The following is a 15812-nucleotide window of genomic DNA, read 5'->3' on the forward strand; positions in this document are numbered from 1 at the left end:
AACTCTGTAGTTCAGTTCACATTTTTTGCCTTTTTGGAGCAGTTTGTGCCCACGCCGGGGTATCACGGCCACTTGGCTTGGCATCGGTTGCACTGTAAGAGAAGCAGAACACAGGAAACTTTCCGGCGGCTGCGGGGGCGGTTGTCGGATCTGCCAGGGACATTTTCATGAGCGACACCGACAGCTTTATCGATGAGGTGACAGAAGAGGTCCGCCGCGATCGCCTGTTCAAGATGCTCAAACGTTATGGCTGGATCGGCGGCGTTGCGGTGGTGCTGATCGTGGGTGGGGCGGCGTTGCGTGAATATAATCGCGCCCAGACCGAAGCTGCATCGCAGGCGCTTGGCGATCAGATGATTGCCGCGCTGGACAGTGATGACAGTGCCGCACGGGCGACGGCGCTGGATGCAATCAGCGCTGAGACTGCCGGTGGCGATACCGTTCTGAAGTTGTTGCAGGCGGGTGCCTTGGCCGATGCCGGAGACCGTGCGGCGGCTGTTGAGCGCCTGAATGCAGTTGCGCGCAATGGTGAGATGCCACTGATTTATCGTCACATCGCGACCTTCAAGGCGCTTGGTCTGCAACAGGAGAGCCTGCCAGCCGCAGATCGCCGGATCCAGTTCGAGGCGCTGGCCCAACCCGGCGCGCCGCTGGCGCTGCTGGCACAGGAACAGCTTGCGCTGATTGATATCGAAGAGAACAACACTGACGCTGCCATTTCGCGGTTGCAGGAGATTATTGCCTCCGCCGGTGTCACCTCGGACTTGAAAGACCGTGCTTCGCAAGTGATTGTGGCGCTTGGGGGAGCGCTGGAGCCGGTGGCGGCGACAGAAGGCTAAGATCAATTCGGCGCCGATGGGCGCTAAGACAACGTGCAGTAAAAGTGCAGTAATGGGGCAGGGCAATGACGGCAGTAACAAGCTTTTGGGGCGCGAGGGGCATTCTGACTGGGAGCGCATTGGCGTTGATCCTGTCCGCCTGCGCCGAGCCTGAGGTCATCCTGCGCGGTGAGCGTCTGGATCTGCGCGATGACAGCGTCACCGTGGTCAGCAATGAATCCCGCGCCATTGCGCTGCCTGCAACGCGCAACAACGCGAGCTGGCCACAGGGGCCGGGCATTGAAGGGCTGCGCCCCGCCCATCCGGCGCTGGCCGCTGCGCCGCGCGCAATCTGGTCCACCTCTATCGGCGACGGTGACAGCCGCCGCCAGCGCATCACTGCCACACCCGTAGTGGGCGATGGCCGCATCTACACGCTGGACAGCGGTGCCAAAGTCTCCGCCGTCAGCCCAGCAGGGGCGCTGCAGTGGCAAAGCGAGTTGCTGCCTGCGTCTGACAGTTCAGGGCAGGCCACCGGTGGCGGTTTGGCCTATGATGGTGGCGTGCTTTATGTCTCATCGGGCTATGGCGTGCTGACCGCGCTGGATGCGGCCAGCGGCGCTACGATCTGGCGGCAAGAACTGGAGGCCACCGGCTCTGGTCAGCCAACGGTGCGCGACGGTCTGGTCTATCTGGTGGCCGGGGATGATACCGGCTGGGCGGTGCATGCCAAGGATGGCCGTATTGCCTGGCAGGTTCAGGCCACTCCCAGCCCCTCGAACATTCTGGGCGCACCAGCGCCTGCGGTCACCTCTGATCTGGCGATCTTCGCCTTTGGCTCGGGTGATCTGACCGCGACCTTCCGCAAGGGCGGTCTGCGGCGCTGGAACGCCTCCGTGGCGGGTAAGCGGATCGGGCGGACAATTTCCCGCATCAGCGATGTCACCGGCGCGCCTGTTGTGTCCGGCAACCGGATGTATGTGGGCAACCAGTCCGGGCGAACAGCGGCCTTCGACCTTGGCAGCGGTGACCGGCTGTGGACCGCGCCCCATGGGGCAGTGGATCCGGTCTGGGCGATTGCGGGCAATGTGTTCCTGATCAGCGACCTTGGCCAGCTGGTGCGGCTGGATGCGGACAGTGGCGCGGGGGTCTGGGCGACGGATCTGCCCGGATACCTCAAGGATAAACCCCGTAAACGCGGCGCAGTGGTGGCCCATCACGGGCCGGTTATGGCCGGTGGTCAGGTGGTTGTGGCCTCAAATGACGGGTTCCTGCGCTTCTTCAGCCCCGAAAGCGGCGCACTGCTGCGCAGCGTGGCGGTGCCGGGCGGTGCCAGCACAGCGCCTGTTGTGGTGAATGGCACGCTTTATGTTGTGTCCACCAAGGGTGAATTGCACGCTTTCCGATAGCGTTTTGATGCGGTAGGAGAGATTTACGCAGCGATGTGCTCTGGCAGGGCGCGCGCAGATGCGCTATGGGGCGCGTCTGAATCGCAGAAAGTTGGTCTGATGTCTTTTACCCTCGCTATTGTGGGCCGCCCGAATGTGGGCAAATCCACATTGTTCAATCGTCTCGTCGGCAAGCGGCTGGCGCTGGTGGATGACCAGCCCGGCGTCACGCGCGATCTGCGCGAGGGCGAGGCGCGACTGGGCGATCTGCGCTTTACCGTGGTGGATACCGCCGGTCTGGAAGATGCCACCGACAACTCGCTTGAGGGGCGGATGCGCCGCCTGACCGAGCGGGCTGTTGATATGGCCGATATCTGCCTGTTCATGGTGGATGCCCGCGTTGGCGTGACCCCGGTGGATCAGATGTTTGCAGAGATCCTGCGCAAGAAATCCGCCCATGTGATTCTGGCCGCCAACAAGGCGGAGGGCAATGCCGCCGATGCCGGCGTTCTGGATGCCTGGGGCTTGGGTCTGGGTGAGCCGATCCGCCTGTCTGGCGAGCATGGCGAAGGTCTGAATGACCTTTATTCGCAGCTGATGCCGCTGGCGGATGAGTTTGAAAAACGCGCGGAAGATGACAGCCCCGAGATTGACGTCATTCTGGATGAAGACGCCGACGAAGAAGATCTGTTGGTGCCGATGCCGACCCGCAACAAACCGTTGCAAGTGGCTGTTGTGGGCCGTCCGAACGCGGGCAAATCCACCCTGATCAATAAGATCCTGGGCGAGGATCGCCTGCTGACCGGGCCTGAGGCGGGGATCACCCGCGATGCGATTTCGCTTCAGATCGACTGGCAAGATGTGCCGATGCGCATCTTTGATACTGCGGGTATGCGCAAGAAGGCCAAGGTGCAGGAGAAGCTGGAGAAGCTTTCGGTTTCTGACGGTCTGCGCGCGGTGAAATTTGCCGAGGTCGTGGTGGTCCTGCTGGATGCTGCGATCCCGTTTGAGCAGCAGGATCTGCGCATTGCCGATCTGGCCGAGCGGGAAGGCCGCGCGGTGGTGGTCGCGGTCAACAAATGGGATATTGAGGATGAGAAGCAGGAAAAACTGCGCAACCTCAAGGAAGCCTTTGACCGGTTGCTGCCGCAGCTGCGCGGCGCGCCGCTGATCACGGTTTCGGCAAAGACCGGCAAGGGGCTGGACCGTTTGCACGCAGCGATCATGCGCGCCTATGACGTCTGGAACCGCCGGGTGCCAACCGCGGCGCTGAACCGCTGGCTGACGGGAATGCTGGAACAGCACCCGCCGCCCGCCCCACAGGGCAAGCGCATCAAGCTGCGCTACATGACCCAGGCCAAGACCCGCCCGCCGGGCTTTGTGGTGATGTGTTCACATCCCGACAAGATGCCTGAGAGTTACAATCGCTATCTGGTCAACGGGTTGCGGCAGGATTTTGATATGCCTGGCACGCCGATCCGTCTGACGCTGCGCTCGCAGTCGGACAAGAACCCCTACAAGGGCAAGAAAAAGGCGCCGCCGTCGAAGCTGCGCAAACATCTGGATGGCCGCCGCAACTAAGCGCGCAGCGGCCCCCCCCTACAGCGACAAGAGGCAGCTTTCCATTTCGAAGGCTGCCTTTTTTCATGGCAAGCGCGGGTTTGCGCTTGCGCTGGCGATGTAGAATTTGACCCCAAGCCATTGGCCTTGCTAGGCTTCACTGTAATTTATTGAAATACCGGCGGGCTGTTGCCAAGTTTGTAGGGCGCAGAGCGGCCATGACCGGGGTATTAACCGTGGCGTCGGTGTGCTGCGCGCTTGGTGGCAGATCACCATTGGGTCGCGTCATCGTGGCGTCACACTGCGTCTCTAGGGAACATCCCATGGATTTGAGAGCATATACGCGGACATATTGTGACAAGGACAACCGGCTGGCTGCACTCAGCTATTTCGGCACATTTGCAGTCTACTTTTTGTCGCTGACGGTTGCGATCCGCTACGCAGAAACCTGGTATCTGATGCTGCCTGCAGGGGTGGTTTTTGCCTTTGCAGCGGTGCGGCTTTACGTGCTGCAACATGACACCGGGCATCATTCGCTGTTTGAAACCCGGCAGCAGAACGAGATTGCCGGTCATGTGCTGTCGCCGTTCACCTTTGCCCCGTTTGAGGTGATGAAACAGAACCACAATGAGCATCACGCCTATGTCGGCAACTTGGAGCACCGCGAATCCGGTGAGATCCACACCATGACGCTGCGCGAATGGCAGGCGGCGGGCTGGGCGCAGCGAGTGGCCTATCGGCTCTATCGCAATCCGCTTGTGCTGGTGCCACTGGGGGCGGCGTTTACCTATTTTATCCGCTACCGTTGGCCAAAGAACACGCTGCGCTTTGGGGTGTTGGGGGTGATCCTGCATAATGCGGTGATCGTGCTGTTGCTTGCGCTGCTCTATGCCGTTGCGGGGGCAACAGGCGTGCTGGTCTGGCTGGGGTTTTCCTTTCTTGGCGGTATGATCGGTGTCTTTCTGGTCTATCTTCAGCATAACTTCGAGGACACTTATTGGGACCGCCGACCTGACCTCAATCCGCAGGTCGCGGCCCTTCAGGGATCCTCCTGTCTCGATTTTGGCTGGTTTTTTGACTTTGCAGTCGCCAATATCACGCTCCATGATATCCATCATTTCAACGCCCGCATTCCCAGCTACCGGCTGCGTCGCTGCCATCACAACCTGCCGCCGGAGATCGCACCACGCCGGATCAAGTTTGCTGAGGCGATCCGCGCTATGGGGCTAAAGCTCTGGGACGAAGATCAACAGCGGCTGGTTCCGTTTCCGCCCGGGAATGTGCCGGGGGCACTGACCACGGCCACAGGACAAACCAACACGCAGGAGCCTTCATGACATCTATTGCCAAACTTCCTGGTGTCGGCCCCGCGCTGGCGCGGATCCTATCGGAAAACGGCTACGCCACGATTGAGACTGTGGCGGGGAAATCGCCGCAGGAGCTGAGCAAGATCCCACGGATCGGCAAGCTGCGCGCGGCGAGATTGTCCGCAGAAGCAAAGAAAGCTCATGGGGAAACCAGTCCAGAGCAGGGCAAACCTGCCCGCCGTGCCAACGGAGATGCTCCAGCGATGCCGAATGGTGCAGTGCAGGAGAAATCCGTTGACCGTGCCGAGGCAGATAAGCTCAGTTCAGCCCTTGCCGCGGCTGAGGCTGCCCGTCGTGCAGCGGAAGCCAAGGCGGAGAAAGCTGTGCTGAAAGCAAAAAAATCCGCGAAGAAAGCCGCTGCGCTCGCCGAGGAATTTGCCGCCGCAAAGGTGAAAGCCAAGGCGAAGGCCAAGCGGGTGAAGGCCAAGGCCAAACGCGCGATTGAGAAAGAAAAGGCCAAGGCGAAGGCGATCCTTGAGGCTAAGCATAACCCGAAGAAAGAGGCGCCCTCAAAAGACAGCGGGAAGAAAGACAGTGGCAAGAAAGATGCGTCCCCAAAGGCGCCGACCAAGAAAGCGTCAGCCAAAAAAGACGCAGCCAAGAAATCCGTGGCGAAAAAGCAGCCTGATCCGGGCGTTGCTGTGAAGTCTAAGAAAAAGAAGTAGTGCTGCCGGGCGCAGGGCTGAGAATGAAGAAAACCGACGCTGTGAGGCGTCGGTTTTTACTGTTTGTTAAGAGGTTGCGCGTGGTTCTTAAACCAACGCGCCCTCCGCCGTCAGGGTCAAACGACCGCCCAGATAGGGGGCCAGAACCTCGGGCAGTTTGACGGAGCCGTCTTCCTGCTGACCGTTTTCCAGCACCGCAATCAGGCAGCGCCCGACCGCCAGACCAGAGCCGTTCAGCGTGTGCAGATATTCCGGTTTGCCGCCATCGGCGGGTTTGAACCGCGCATTCATGCGACGGGCCTGAAAATCACCGGTGGTGGAGACAGAGGAAATCTCGCGGTAGGTGTTCTGACCGGGCACCCAGGCCTCAATGTCAAAGGTGCGGCGCGCGCCAAAGCCCATGTCCCCGGTGCAGAGCACCACGGTGCGATAGGGCACGCCCAGCTTCTCCAAGAGACCTTCCGCGCAGCGCAGCATGCGCTTTTGCTCATCATCGGATTGGGTCGGATGCACGATGGAGACCATCTCCACCTTCTCGAACTGGTGCTGGCGCAGCATGCCGGAGGTGTCTTTGCCCGCGCTGCCCGCCTCGGAGCGGAAGCAGAGCGTATGGGCGGTCATGCGGATCGGCAGGGCCGCCTCGTCCAGCATGTCGCCCGCGACGGAATAGGTCAGCGGCACCTCGGAGGTGGGGACCAGCCACCAGCCATTGGTGGTCTGATAGCTGTCATCGCCGAATTTCGGCAGCTTATCGGTGCCATACATCGCCTCGTCACGCACCAGTACCGGGGAGTTTACCTCCGTGAGGCCGTTCTCATCCACATGGGTGTCGACCATGAACTGCGCCAGCGCGCGGTGGATGCGGGCCACAGCGCCTTTCAGCAGGACAAAGCGGGAGCCGGAGATCTTTGCGGCGGTTTCAAAATCCATCGCCGCCGCGACACCCTTGATCTCAAAGTGTTCTTTGGGGTCGAAGGAGAAATTGGGGATCGCCCCCCATTTGCTGACCTCGACATTGTCGTCCTCATCCGCGCCCGCTGGCACGTCCTCGGCCGGCAGGTTGGGAATGCGGGCCAGCACGTCGGTGAGCTTGGCGTCCAGCTCCTTGGCCTCGGTCTGCAGGGCGGCGACTTCGGCTTTCTTGCCGGCCACCTCGGCGCGCAGACGTTCGAATTCGGCGTCATCCCCCTTGGCCTTGGCCGCGCCAATGGCTTTGGCCGCCTTGTTCTGATCGGCCTGCGCGGTTTCAGCCGCCTGGATCTTGGCCCGGCGGGATTCATCCAGCGCCAGGATGTCAGAGGACATCGCCGCATCCCCACGCCGCGCCAAAGCGGCGTCAAAAGCGGCAGGGTTCTCGCGGATCGCGCGGATGTCATGCATGGGGGTTGCTCCTAAAGCGTTGAATCAGTGCCGCCAGCATATGCCGGATGGGGGCGGGAAGGGGAAGGGGGCGCGAGGTTTTGCCGCCGGGGTGTTGTGGGATGGCACGTTAGGGGGCGGGGGGAGGCGTGTAGTTGTCGGGGTCTGCCTGCCATTTTTCCCATTCATTTCTTGCTTCAATTGCAGTCATTCTCAGTGTTGGCCAATGGGCGGGCCAGTTAGGGCTATTCGGCCCGTCTCCGCCAGGCAGGACGGTGCCTGCAGTTCCAAAACCACTTCTGATTTGTTCAAATTCAATTTCTTGGTTGGAGAGATCAATACCGTACAGCAAACTAGCCGAGAGTTCTGCTCCACTGATTTTTGTGTGAGTGCCAAACAGTGCACTGCTCAAATTGGCCCCTTGTAACTGTGCTTGGTAGAGGTCCGCGCCATCCATATGAGCAGCGCTGAGGTCGACTCCTTGTAAAAGTGCCCCACTCAAGTCTGTTAGCCGCAACTGCGCGTGGCTTAGGTCCGCTCTTTGCAAATTGACACCGCTAAGATCAGCCCAATGCAATTTTGCAAAGTTAAGGTCGGCCTCCTGCATCTGTGCTTCAACGAAATGCCCGCCCTGCATACATGCAGCAGATAGGTCGGCTTTCTCCATATGTGCCTTGTGAAAATCTGCCCACTGCATTTGGGCGTAGTACAGATTTGTTTCTTGTAATTGTGCGCCGTTGAAGCCCGCCCCTTGCATGTGTGTCTCAGCAAGTCTGGCTCCGGAAAATTGCAGTCCGCCTAGGTCGAACTTCTGAAGATTGGCTTGTCGTAGATCGATGGTTATTTCGTTAGGACACACTCCTTCTATCTGTTTTAACCGGCCTAGAACCCGCACCGCATTTTCCATGTCGGATCGTTTGACCGTTAATTCAAATGCCCAATTTTGCAATTCCACAGGGGTCGCATCCTTTGGCGGTATCTCTGGTGGCACCTCGCGAGAGAGTTCGCGCACATAAACGCTGAGCAGTCGCGACACTCGGGGCGCTGTGTCGGGACGCTCGTTCACCAGCCCTTCCAGTCGATCGATGGCGGCGTTGCGCCGGGTTATGTCATCTTCCCAGATATTTTGTTTCCGCTCTGCGTCCCAGCGCTGGCGCATGGCGTGCAGGTCTTCGGTGGCGGCGTTGATCTTGTCGTTGAACAGGGATTCATCAGCAGTCTTGTTGGCCTCGCGCGTCAGTCGGATCCGGATCAGGGTGAAAGGCAGCGCCACCACCGCGCCAAGAGTCGCGGTCATCGCCGCCAATCGCAGCAAGGCGAAACGGGCAGATGCCTCTGCCGCCGGATTTTGAGGGACCGCAAACCAGATCAGCTCCCACAGCATCAGCAGCAGGCCACCAAACAGTGCCAGAAAAAGGCAAATCCACATCAGGGCAAGCATCAGAAACAGCCCGTCAGGTATCTGCGCCGCCCCGAGATAGATTTTCAGGCGATCCAGCGGATCGGTATGCTTGCCCTCCGTGCGGGGCATGACTGCATAGACACAGATCACCGCGAGTGCGAAACCGGTGAGGGTAACAATCGCCCAAAAATACTTGGGATCAATTGGCAGAGTAAGTTCGGTCATACGGGCAATCTGGTTCTGAAATAGGATGCGATCACCCTCTCACCGCGCCTGCATCGGGTCAACGGCGTTTGCGGTATCAGATAAGGCTCCCTTAGCCTTGCAAAGCCACCGGTCAGCGCATAGGTTCCCCTGCAAAATTAAGGGCGTCTGAAGCGCCTGTCACACAGAAGGAATATCCCATGGAAGGTGGCGCACTCGCCCAGTTTCTCCCGCTCATTCTGATCTTTGGTATCATGTATTTCCTGCTGATCCGTCCGCAGCAGAAAAAGCTCAAGACGCATCAGGCGATGGTCGAAGCGCTGCGCCGTGGCGATCAGGTGGTGACCCAGGGCGGCATCATCGGCAAGGTGGCCAAGGTCAAGGAAGATGGTGAAATCGAAGTGGAAATCGCCGAGGGTGTCAAAATCCGCGTGATCAAAACCACCATCGCACAGGTTCTGAACAAGACCGAGCCGGCAGCGTAAGTAGCCCCGCTTAACCAACTGAAAAGGCAGGGCAATGCTGCAAATTGATCTCTGGAAGCGGGTTCTCATCTGGCTGGTCTGTGTGACCGGCCTTTTGCTTGCCCTGCCAAATGCGTTTTACACGCGCGTCGAGCAGGCCAATGACGCCGCCGCCGAAATAATCGCCAAGGGCGAGAGCCCCGAGCGGCTGGAGGTGGCGGAACAATGGCCGTCCTTCCTGCCGTCGTCGCTGGTCAACCTGGGTCTGGATCTGCGCGGTGGCGCGCATCTTCTGGCCGAGGTGAAGGTCGCGGATGTGTACGCTGCGCGGATGGATGCGCTCTGGCCTGAGGTGCGTGACGCGCTGCGCCCTGAACGCGCTGAGGTTGGCACCTTCCGCCGCCAGCAGGCACCGGAGGGGCAGATTCGTCTGAAGATCTCCAAGCCCGAGGGCATGGCCCGCGCGCTGGAGGTTGTCCGCGCCCTGGCCAATCCGATCACCAGCCTGACCGGCGCCGGGGCCACGGATATCACCGTGTCCGGGACCGGTGACATTCTGACGGTGGAGCTGAGCGAGCAGGAGAAGCTGGCCTCTGATGACCGCACGGTGCGGCAGGCGCTGGAAATCATCCGCCGCCGGATCGACGAGGTGGGCACGCGTGAGCCGACCATTCAGCGCCAGGGCAGCGACCGGATCCTGATCCAGGTGCCGGGCATCGGCTCTGCGTCTGAACTGAAGGAAATCATTGGCACCACCGCGCAGCTGACCTTTAACCCGGTTGTGGGCCGTGGCAGCGATGCCGACGCCAATGCGGGCGTGGGCAACAAGGTTGTGCCGTCGCTTGATGAGGACGGCGTGTTCTACACCGTTGAGGCCGCGCCGGTTGTGACCGGTGAGGAGTTGGTGGATGCGCAGCCGTCGTTTGATCAGAACGGCCGCCCGGCGGTCAGCTTCCGCTTCAACACCACAGGCGCGCGCAAGTTCGGTGACTATACGGCGGAAAACATCGGCTCTCCCTTTGCGATTGTTCTGGATGAGGAGGTGGTCTCCGCCCCGGTCATTCAGGCGCATATTGCAGGTGGTTCCGGGATCATCACTGGCAATTTCACCATTGAGGAAAGCACCAATATGGCGATCCTGCTGCGCGCAGGTGCCTTGCCTGCGGGGCTGGAATTCCTGGAAGAGCGCACCATCGGCCCGGAACTGGGTCAGGACAGCATTGACGCCGGTAAGGTCGCGACGATTGTGGCCTTCGTCGGGGTGCTGGTGTTCATGGCGCTGAGTTATGGTCTGTTTGGCCTCTTTGCGAATGTCGCGCTGATCCTCAACATCGGCCTGATTTTTGGCGCGCTGAGCCTGATTGGCGCGACGCTGACCCTGCCGGGCATCGCGGGTATTGTTCTGACGGTTGGTATGGCGGTGGATGCCAATGTGCTGATCTTTGAGAGGATCCGCGAGGAGCTGAAGGCTGGTCGGGGTCCTGCACGGGCCATCGATGAGGGCTATTCCAAGGCGCTGAGCGCCATTCTTGACGCCAATATCACAACCTTCATCACGGCGGTGATCCTGTTCGCCATGGGCTCTGGCCCGGTGCGCGGCTTTGCGATTACGCTGGGGCTGGGGATCATGACGTCGGTGTTCACTGCGATCTTCGTGACGCGGGTGATCATCGTGATGTGGTTTGAACGGCGCCGTCCGAAAACGATCGAGGTCTGATTATGCGGTTGAAACTAATTCCCGAAAACACCTCGTTTGATTTCTTCAAGCGCTGGAAACTCTGGCTGGGCATTTCTGCTGTGATGATCGTTGTGGGTTTTGCCTCATTCGCTTTGCAGGGGCTTAACTACGGCATCGACTTCCGGGGCGGTACAACCATCCGTACCGAAAGCACCACGGACATTGACGTGGGCACTTACCGGGCTGCGCTGGAGCCGCTGGAGCTGGGCGATATCACCATCAGTGAGGTCTTTGACCCCACTTTCGGTGAGGATCAGCATGTGGCTATGGTGCGTATTCAGGCGCAGGCCGATGGTGAATCGATCTCTGGTGAGATGATTGCCGAGGTAAATGCCGCGCTGGACACCGTGGCGCCGGGCATCAAGTTTGTGTCGGTGGAATCCGTAGGCCCCAAGGTCTCGGGTGAGCTGGTGCAGACAGCTGTTCTGGCGGTTGCGCTCGCGATTGGGGCGGTTCTGATCTACATCTGGCTGCGCTTTGAATGGCAGTTTGCGCTGGGGGCCGTCGCGGCACTGGTGCATGATGTGGTGCTGACCATCGGTGTTTTCTCCGAACTCCAGATCAAGTTCGATCTGGCGATCATCGCGGCGCTGCTGACCATCGTCGGCTACTCGCTGAACGATACGGTGGTGGTGTTTGACCGGGTGCGCGAGAACCTGCGCCGCTACAAGAAGAAGCCGCTCGCGGAGGTTCTGAACATTTCGATCAACGAAACCCTGAGCCGGACGATGATGACCTCGGTGACCACATTGCTGGCGCTGGTCTCGCTTTATGTGCTGGGTGGTGACGTGATCCGGGGCTTTGTCTTTGCGATGATCTGGGGCGTTATCATCGGCACCTATTCGTCGATCTTTGTCGCCTCCACCATCCTGTTGTGGCTAGGTGTAAAGCGGGATTGGACGAAGCCGAGCAATACCACCGGCAACCAGTTCGCCAATATTGACGCCTGACCGGCGTCAAGTGATATGAGCATCAGAGGTCGTAGCCCCGGGCTGCGGCCTCTTTTTGTTGGTGCCTTGGTGTCGCGCTATTTTGTCAGCGGGGCTGACATGTTATGCAGCCGGGCAGGGCGCGGTCACATATCCGCAAGCCGACCAGCTACAGAGGATGCACAGCATGCGTTTGAACGAAGTTGCCTATACCGACGCCTTGCCGATTGATGGCTACGGTCCGGGGTTCTTTCGCGTTGGAGGGGAAGTGTATCAGGGCGATATCCTGACCGGGGCAACGGGGACCACGGGGTGGGGCGGCTATGAGGACGCTGATCCGCTATTGGCACTAGCAGGTGAGGTTGACGTGCTGTTCATCGGCACCGGGGCTGAAGTTGCGCATATCCCGGCAAGCCTGCGCCAGCAACTGGAAGGGGCCGGGATCGGGGTGGAGGCGATGAACTCTCCCGCTGCCTGCCGGACCTATAACGTCCTCCTCTCAGAAGGTCGCCGGATCGCCCTTGCGGCGCTTGCGGTCTGATCACCTGTCCATGATGGAAACAGGCTTGATCTGGCGCAAGGACAGGCCGCGCGGGATCAGGTTTTTCGACCAAGAACCAAAGAGGTAGGCGAATTTCATGACAGTGACCATCGCAGGGCTGAGCATCGCGCGTGGCGGCGTGCCGGTGCTGGAGGGCGTGAATTTCGCGCTGACGCCCGGGCGGGCACTGATCCTGCGGGGGCCGAACGGCTGTGGCAAGACCACGCTCTTGCGTACCATTGCAGGGCTGCAACCGCCTCTGGCAGGTGAGATGACATTTGACGGGGCCGGAGAGGAAGACGACATCGTCTACGCAGGCCATGCCGATGGAATAAAACTGACCCTGACGGTGGCGGAGAACCTGAAATTCTGGGCGGCAATCTTTGCCACAGGCGATATTGATGCCGCGCTGAATGCCTTTGATTTACGCGACCTGCGGGACCGACCTGCGGGAGCCTTGTCAGCGGGTCAGAAACGCCGTCTGGGGCTGGCGCGTTTGATGGTCACCGGGCGGCGCTACTGGATATTGGATGAGCCGACGGTCAGTCTGGACCGGGCCTCGGTGCAGCAGTTTGCGAATGTGGTGCAGGGGCATCTGGCGGGCGGCGGTGCGGCGTTGATTGCCACTCACATCGATCTTGGCCTTGACGGCGACACGCTGGATATCAGCCGGTTTCGCGCGAAGCTGCCGGATCTGGACAACTTCGACGGAGCCTTCCTGTGAGGGCGCTGTTGCTGCGGGACCTGCGGCTGGCCTTGCGCGCAGGCGGCGGCTTTGGTCTGGGGCTGGCGTTTTTCCTGATCGTGACGGTGCTGGTGCCGTTCTCTGTCGGGCCGCAGTCAGAGCTGCTGGGCCGCATTGCCCCCGGTGTGCTGTGGCTTGGTGCGCTCTTGGCCTGCCTGTTGTCGCTGGACCGGCTGCTGGCGCTGGACTGGGAGGATGGCACATTGGATCTGATGGCCACCGCTCCGCTGCCGCTCGAAGCTGTCGTGACGATCAAGGCGCTGGCCCATTGGATCACCACTGGCCTGCCGCTGGTGCTGGCGGCCCCTGTGCTGGGCGTGCTGCTTAACCTGCCGACCGCAGGCTTTCTGTGGCTGGTTGTCTCGCTGCTGCTGGGCACGCCCGCGCTGTCGGTGATCGGTACCTTCGGCGCCGCACTCACAGTGGGGTTGAAGCGGGGCGGGCTGTTGATGTCACTTTTGCTACTGCCGCTTTACGTGCCGACGCTGATATTCGGCGCAGAAGCGGCGCGGCGGGGTGCGGCAGGTATGGCGGTGGAGACGCCGCTCTTGATGCTGGCCGGTATTTCGGCCGCCACGCTGGCGCTGCTGCCCTTTGCCAGCGCCGCCGTCCTACGCGTCAATTTGCGCTAGGATGAATGAATTGAGATCCCTTCAAGCAAGAGCTAAATAGCCACTATGTCGATCTGGGAATACGCCAATCCAAAGAAGTTCCTGACCACATCGGAACGGGTGATGCCTGCGCTGTGGGTCTCGGCCTCTGTGCTGTGCACGGTTGGGCTGATCTGGGGGTTCTTCTTCACGCCTGATGACTACCGTCAGGGCTCTACCGTCAAGATCATCTTCCTGCATGTGCCCGCAGCACTGATTGCGATCAACGCCTGGTTCATGATGCTGGTCGCCTCGCTGATCTGGGTGGTACGCCGCCATCACGTGAGCGCGCTGGCGGCAAAGGCTGCGGCCCCCATCGGGGTAGTGATGACGCTGATTGCGCTGATCAGCGGGGCGCTCTGGGGCCAGCCGATGTGGGGCACCTGGTGGGAATGGGATCCACGCTTGACCTCGTTTCTGGTGCTGTTTCTGTTCTATCTTGGTTATATCGCGCTCTGGGAAGCGATCGAGGACCCGGATACTGCCGCTGATCTGACCTCCATCCTGTGTCTGGTCGGCTCGGTCTTTGCGGTGCTCAGCCGCTATGCGGTCAACTTCTGGAATCAGGGGCTACATCAGGGGGCGTCGCTGTCGCTGGACAAGGAGGAGAACGTGGCGGATGCGTTTTCCAACCCGCTCTATGTCTGCATGATTGGCTTTGGCCTCTTGTTTCTGGCGCTGGTGCTCTATCGTACCGGCACAGAGATCCGCGCTCGTCGGATGCGCGCCCTGATGCTGCGGGAAAGGATGCAAGCATGATGCCGGATCTTGGAAAATATGCGGTTGAGGTGCTGTCCTCCTATGCCGCTTCTCTGCTTTTGTTACTGGCACTGCTGCTGATGACATTTGCTCGTGGCCGTAGGGTACGGCGCGAGATGCAGGAGATGGAACAGCGAATGCAGAGCCGGGGGAATGCGCACAATGGCTAAGGTTTCTCCTGTGATGGCGTTGCCGGTGCTGGTCTTTGGCGGGCTTGTCGCGCTGTTTCTGGCTGGAATGTTCCGCGACGATCCCGAGAGCCTGCCGTCGGCGCGCGAAGGGCAGACGGCGCCGCCGGTTGTGCTGACCGCCTTTGCTGACGACCCCGGATTTGATGATGCCACCCTGCGCGATGGCACTGTAAAACTGGTGAATTTCTGGGCCAGCTGGTGTGGTCCCTGCCGAGTGGAACACCCGAGCCTGGACGCATTGTCCGAGGAAGGGCTGGCGATCTACGGGGTCAACTACAAGGATCAGGAAGACAACGCGGTTGGGTTCCTTGAGGAACTGGGCAACCCCTATCGCGCCATCGGCCGGGATGAGGCCGGACGGATGGCGCTGGATTGGGGCGTTTATGGCGTGCCGGAAACCTATGTGATCGACGGGAAGGGCACCATCATCCTGCGCTTTGCGGGTCCCATCACACAGCGGGTGATTGACAGTACATTGCGCCCGGCGTTGGAGCGTGCGGCGCAGAACTGATCCGTGTCCGGTGCCGCAAGGCGCGCAATTGGACACAAACCCAAGCGGGTCAATTTTTGGCGCCACTTCTTGGTGTCAGCCAAGCGTATAGGTGCGGAAGATCTGCTCATCGTGGATCAGTTCGCCCAGACGCTCAAAATCCCCCTTTTCGGCGCGCCAGGTCAGATAGGCGCTCTGGGCCTCGCTGCTTTCCCAGATCTGAAAAATCACCATCTCTTCGCGCTCTGGGGCCAGCAGCAGATGTGCCTCGATACAGCCAGGAAACGCGCGGGTCTCCGGCATCATCGTCTGCGTTATTTCAACCAACTCGTCGAACAGGCTAGGAACCGCTTTCACGGTGACGATAATGGCTTCTTTTTCAGGGGTATTTGTCACGGTTTATCCGTTTGTGGTTGCTTTGCTACCGGGGTTGGCAGGGCATGTTTTGTTGTCTTAGACGCAGATAGTGCATCGTGATGGGCTGACCATCATCTCGAATGCTAGACTGCTAAACGCTGTGCCGTCCAGACAGAAGTTAACGT

At 60.1% G+C, this 15812-nt stretch carries 17 protein-coding genes; 14 read left to right on the forward strand and 3 right to left on the reverse strand.

What is annotated here, in order from left to right; genetic code table 11:
• Nucleotides 1–167: 167 nt before the first annotated feature.
• From GAL_RS07270 to GAL_RS07290, 5 genes are all read left to right on the forward strand, one after another.
• Nucleotides 168–839: a tetratricopeptide repeat protein gene (locus tag GAL_RS07270; RefSeq protein ID WP_024096940.1), complete on the forward strand. Its 672-nt coding sequence runs from the start codon at nucleotides 168–170 to the stop codon at nucleotides 837–839.
• 65 nt (nucleotides 840–904) lie between these two features.
• On the forward strand, nucleotides 905–2227 hold the full coding sequence (locus GAL_RS07275) for a PQQ-like beta-propeller repeat protein (RefSeq protein ID WP_024096941.1): 1323 nt from the start codon (nucleotides 905–907) through the stop codon (nucleotides 2225–2227).
• Between the two features lie 99 nt (nucleotides 2228–2326).
• Nucleotides 2327–3787, forward strand: coding sequence for a ribosome biogenesis GTPase Der (gene der / locus GAL_RS07280; protein ID WP_040104004.1), 1461 nt, complete (start codon nucleotides 2327–2329; stop codon nucleotides 3785–3787).
• Nucleotides 3788–4089: 302 nt separating this feature from the next.
• Nucleotides 4090–5103, forward strand: coding sequence for a fatty acid desaturase (locus tag GAL_RS07285; protein WP_024096943.1), 1014 nt, complete (start codon nucleotides 4090–4092; stop codon nucleotides 5101–5103).
• The gene (locus GAL_RS07290) at nucleotides 5100–5798 is read left to right on the forward strand and encodes a helix-hairpin-helix domain-containing protein (protein WP_024096944.1); all 699 of its coding nucleotides are present in this window, start codon (nucleotides 5100–5102) and stop codon (nucleotides 5796–5798) included. Before GAL_RS07285 ends, GAL_RS07290 begins: the two co-directional genes overlap by 4 nt.
• Before the next feature lie 87 nt (nucleotides 5799–5885).
• Here the strand turns inward: GAL_RS07290 and serS are convergent, their stop codons facing one another.
• Together serS and GAL_RS21920 are read right to left on the reverse strand one after the other, a co-directional pair.
• Nucleotides 5886–7178, reverse strand: a complete 1293-nt coding sequence (gene serS, locus GAL_RS07295) for a serine--tRNA ligase (protein ID WP_024096945.1) — start codon at nucleotides 7176–7178, stop codon at nucleotides 5886–5888.
• Nucleotides 7179–7287: 109 nt separating this feature from the next.
• Nucleotides 7288–8784: a pentapeptide repeat-containing protein gene (locus GAL_RS21920; protein ID WP_024096946.1), complete on the reverse strand. Its 1497-nt coding sequence runs from the start codon at nucleotides 8782–8784 to the stop codon at nucleotides 7288–7290.
• Nucleotides 8785–8963: 179 nt separating this feature from the next.
• Here GAL_RS21920 and yajC point away from each other — a divergent pair, with 179 nt between their 5' ends.
• The 9 genes from yajC (at nucleotide 8964) to GAL_RS07345 (ending at nucleotide 15291) form a co-directional block, all read left to right on the forward strand.
• Nucleotides 8964–9248, forward strand: a complete 285-nt coding sequence (yajC, locus tag GAL_RS07305) for a preprotein translocase subunit YajC (protein WP_024096947.1) — start codon at nucleotides 8964–8966, stop codon at nucleotides 9246–9248.
• 34 nt (nucleotides 9249–9282) lie between these two features.
• On the forward strand, nucleotides 9283–10944 hold the full coding sequence (secD, locus tag GAL_RS07310; RefSeq protein WP_024096948.1) for a protein translocase subunit SecD: 1662 nt from the start codon (nucleotides 9283–9285) through the stop codon (nucleotides 10942–10944).
• 2 nt (nucleotides 10945–10946) lie between these two features.
• A complete protein-coding gene (secF, locus tag GAL_RS07315; RefSeq protein WP_024096949.1) occupies nucleotides 10947–11915 on the forward strand; it encodes a protein translocase subunit SecF in 969 nt (322 codons plus the stop codon).
• Nucleotides 11916–12081: 166 nt separating this feature from the next.
• Nucleotides 12082–12435: an Mth938-like domain-containing protein gene (locus GAL_RS07320; protein WP_024096950.1), complete on the forward strand. Its 354-nt coding sequence runs from the start codon at nucleotides 12082–12084 to the stop codon at nucleotides 12433–12435.
• 97 nt (nucleotides 12436–12532) lie between these two features.
• Nucleotides 12533–13159, forward strand: coding sequence for a heme ABC exporter ATP-binding protein CcmA (gene ccmA, locus GAL_RS07325; protein WP_024096951.1), 627 nt, complete (start codon nucleotides 12533–12535; stop codon nucleotides 13157–13159).
• Nucleotides 13156–13812 carry a heme exporter protein CcmB gene (ccmB, locus tag GAL_RS07330; RefSeq protein WP_024096952.1) on the forward strand — a complete coding sequence of 219 codons (657 nt, stop codon included), beginning with the start codon at nucleotides 13156–13158 and terminating at the stop codon, nucleotides 13810–13812. Before ccmA ends, ccmB begins: the two co-directional genes overlap by 4 nt.
• Nucleotides 13813–13857: 45 nt before the next feature.
• Nucleotides 13858–14589: a heme ABC transporter permease gene (locus tag GAL_RS07335; protein WP_024096953.1), complete on the forward strand. Its 732-nt coding sequence runs from the start codon at nucleotides 13858–13860 to the stop codon at nucleotides 14587–14589.
• Nucleotides 14586–14759, forward strand: a complete 174-nt coding sequence (gene ccmD / locus GAL_RS07340) for a heme exporter protein CcmD (RefSeq protein WP_024096954.1) — start codon at nucleotides 14586–14588, stop codon at nucleotides 14757–14759. The genes GAL_RS07335 and ccmD overlap by 4 nt, the downstream gene beginning before the upstream one ends.
• Entirely contained in the window at nucleotides 14752–15291 is a 540-nt protein-coding gene (locus GAL_RS07345; protein ID WP_024096955.1) for a DsbE family thiol:disulfide interchange protein, read from the forward strand. Before ccmD ends, GAL_RS07345 begins: the two co-directional genes overlap by 8 nt.
• A gap of 75 nt (nucleotides 15292–15366) precedes the next feature.
• Here GAL_RS07345 and GAL_RS07350 read toward each other — a convergent pair whose 3' ends face one another.
• Nucleotides 15367–15666: a putative quinol monooxygenase gene (locus GAL_RS07350; RefSeq protein WP_024096956.1), complete on the reverse strand. Its 300-nt coding sequence runs from the start codon at nucleotides 15664–15666 to the stop codon at nucleotides 15367–15369.
• Between the last annotated feature and the right edge of the window lie 146 nt (nucleotides 15667–15812).

The organism is Phaeobacter gallaeciensis DSM 26640 (assembly GCF_000511385.1).
Taxonomy (GTDB): Bacteria; Pseudomonadota; Alphaproteobacteria; order Rhodobacterales; family Rhodobacteraceae; genus Phaeobacter; species Phaeobacter gallaeciensis.

What these genes read in the sequence shown, in the direction of transcription:
- GAL_RS07275 (WP_024096941.1), top strand. Translation starts at nt 905, where the DNA reads ATGACGGCAGTAACAAGCTTTTGGGGCGCGAGGGGCATTCTGACTGGG.
- der (WP_040104004.1), top strand. Translation starts at nt 2,327, where the DNA reads ATGTCTTTTACCCTCGCTATTGTGGGCCGCCCGAATGTGGGCAAATCC.
- serS (WP_024096945.1), bottom strand. Translation starts at nt 7,178, where the DNA reads ATGCATGACATCCGCGCGATCCGCGAGAACCCTGCCGCTTTTGACGCC.
- secF (WP_024096949.1), top strand. Translation starts at nt 10,947, where the DNA reads ATGCGGTTGAAACTAATTCCCGAAAACACCTCGTTTGATTTCTTCAAG.
- GAL_RS07345 (WP_024096955.1), top strand. Translation starts at nt 14,752, where the DNA reads ATGGCTAAGGTTTCTCCTGTGATGGCGTTGCCGGTGCTGGTCTTTGGC.
- ccmD (WP_024096954.1), top strand. Translation starts at nt 14,586, where the DNA reads ATGATGCCGGATCTTGGAAAATATGCGGTTGAGGTGCTGTCCTCCTAT.
- GAL_RS07290 (WP_024096944.1), top strand. Translation starts at nt 5,100, where the DNA reads ATGACATCTATTGCCAAACTTCCTGGTGTCGGCCCCGCGCTGGCGCGG.
- GAL_RS21920 (WP_024096946.1), bottom strand. Translation starts at nt 8,784, where the DNA reads ATGACCGAACTTACTCTGCCAATTGATCCCAAGTATTTTTGGGCGATT.
- yajC (WP_024096947.1), top strand. Translation starts at nt 8,964, where the DNA reads ATGGAAGGTGGCGCACTCGCCCAGTTTCTCCCGCTCATTCTGATCTTT.
- ccmA (WP_024096951.1), top strand. Translation starts at nt 12,533, where the DNA reads ATGACAGTGACCATCGCAGGGCTGAGCATCGCGCGTGGCGGCGTGCCG.
- GAL_RS07285 (WP_024096943.1), top strand. Translation starts at nt 4,090, where the DNA reads ATGGATTTGAGAGCATATACGCGGACATATTGTGACAAGGACAACCGG.
- GAL_RS07335 (WP_024096953.1), top strand. Translation starts at nt 13,858, where the DNA reads ATGTCGATCTGGGAATACGCCAATCCAAAGAAGTTCCTGACCACATCG.
- secD (WP_024096948.1), top strand. Translation starts at nt 9,283, where the DNA reads ATGCTGCAAATTGATCTCTGGAAGCGGGTTCTCATCTGGCTGGTCTGT.
- GAL_RS07270 (WP_024096940.1), top strand. Translation starts at nt 168, where the DNA reads ATGAGCGACACCGACAGCTTTATCGATGAGGTGACAGAAGAGGTCCGC.
- GAL_RS07320 (WP_024096950.1), top strand. Translation starts at nt 12,082, where the DNA reads ATGCGTTTGAACGAAGTTGCCTATACCGACGCCTTGCCGATTGATGGC.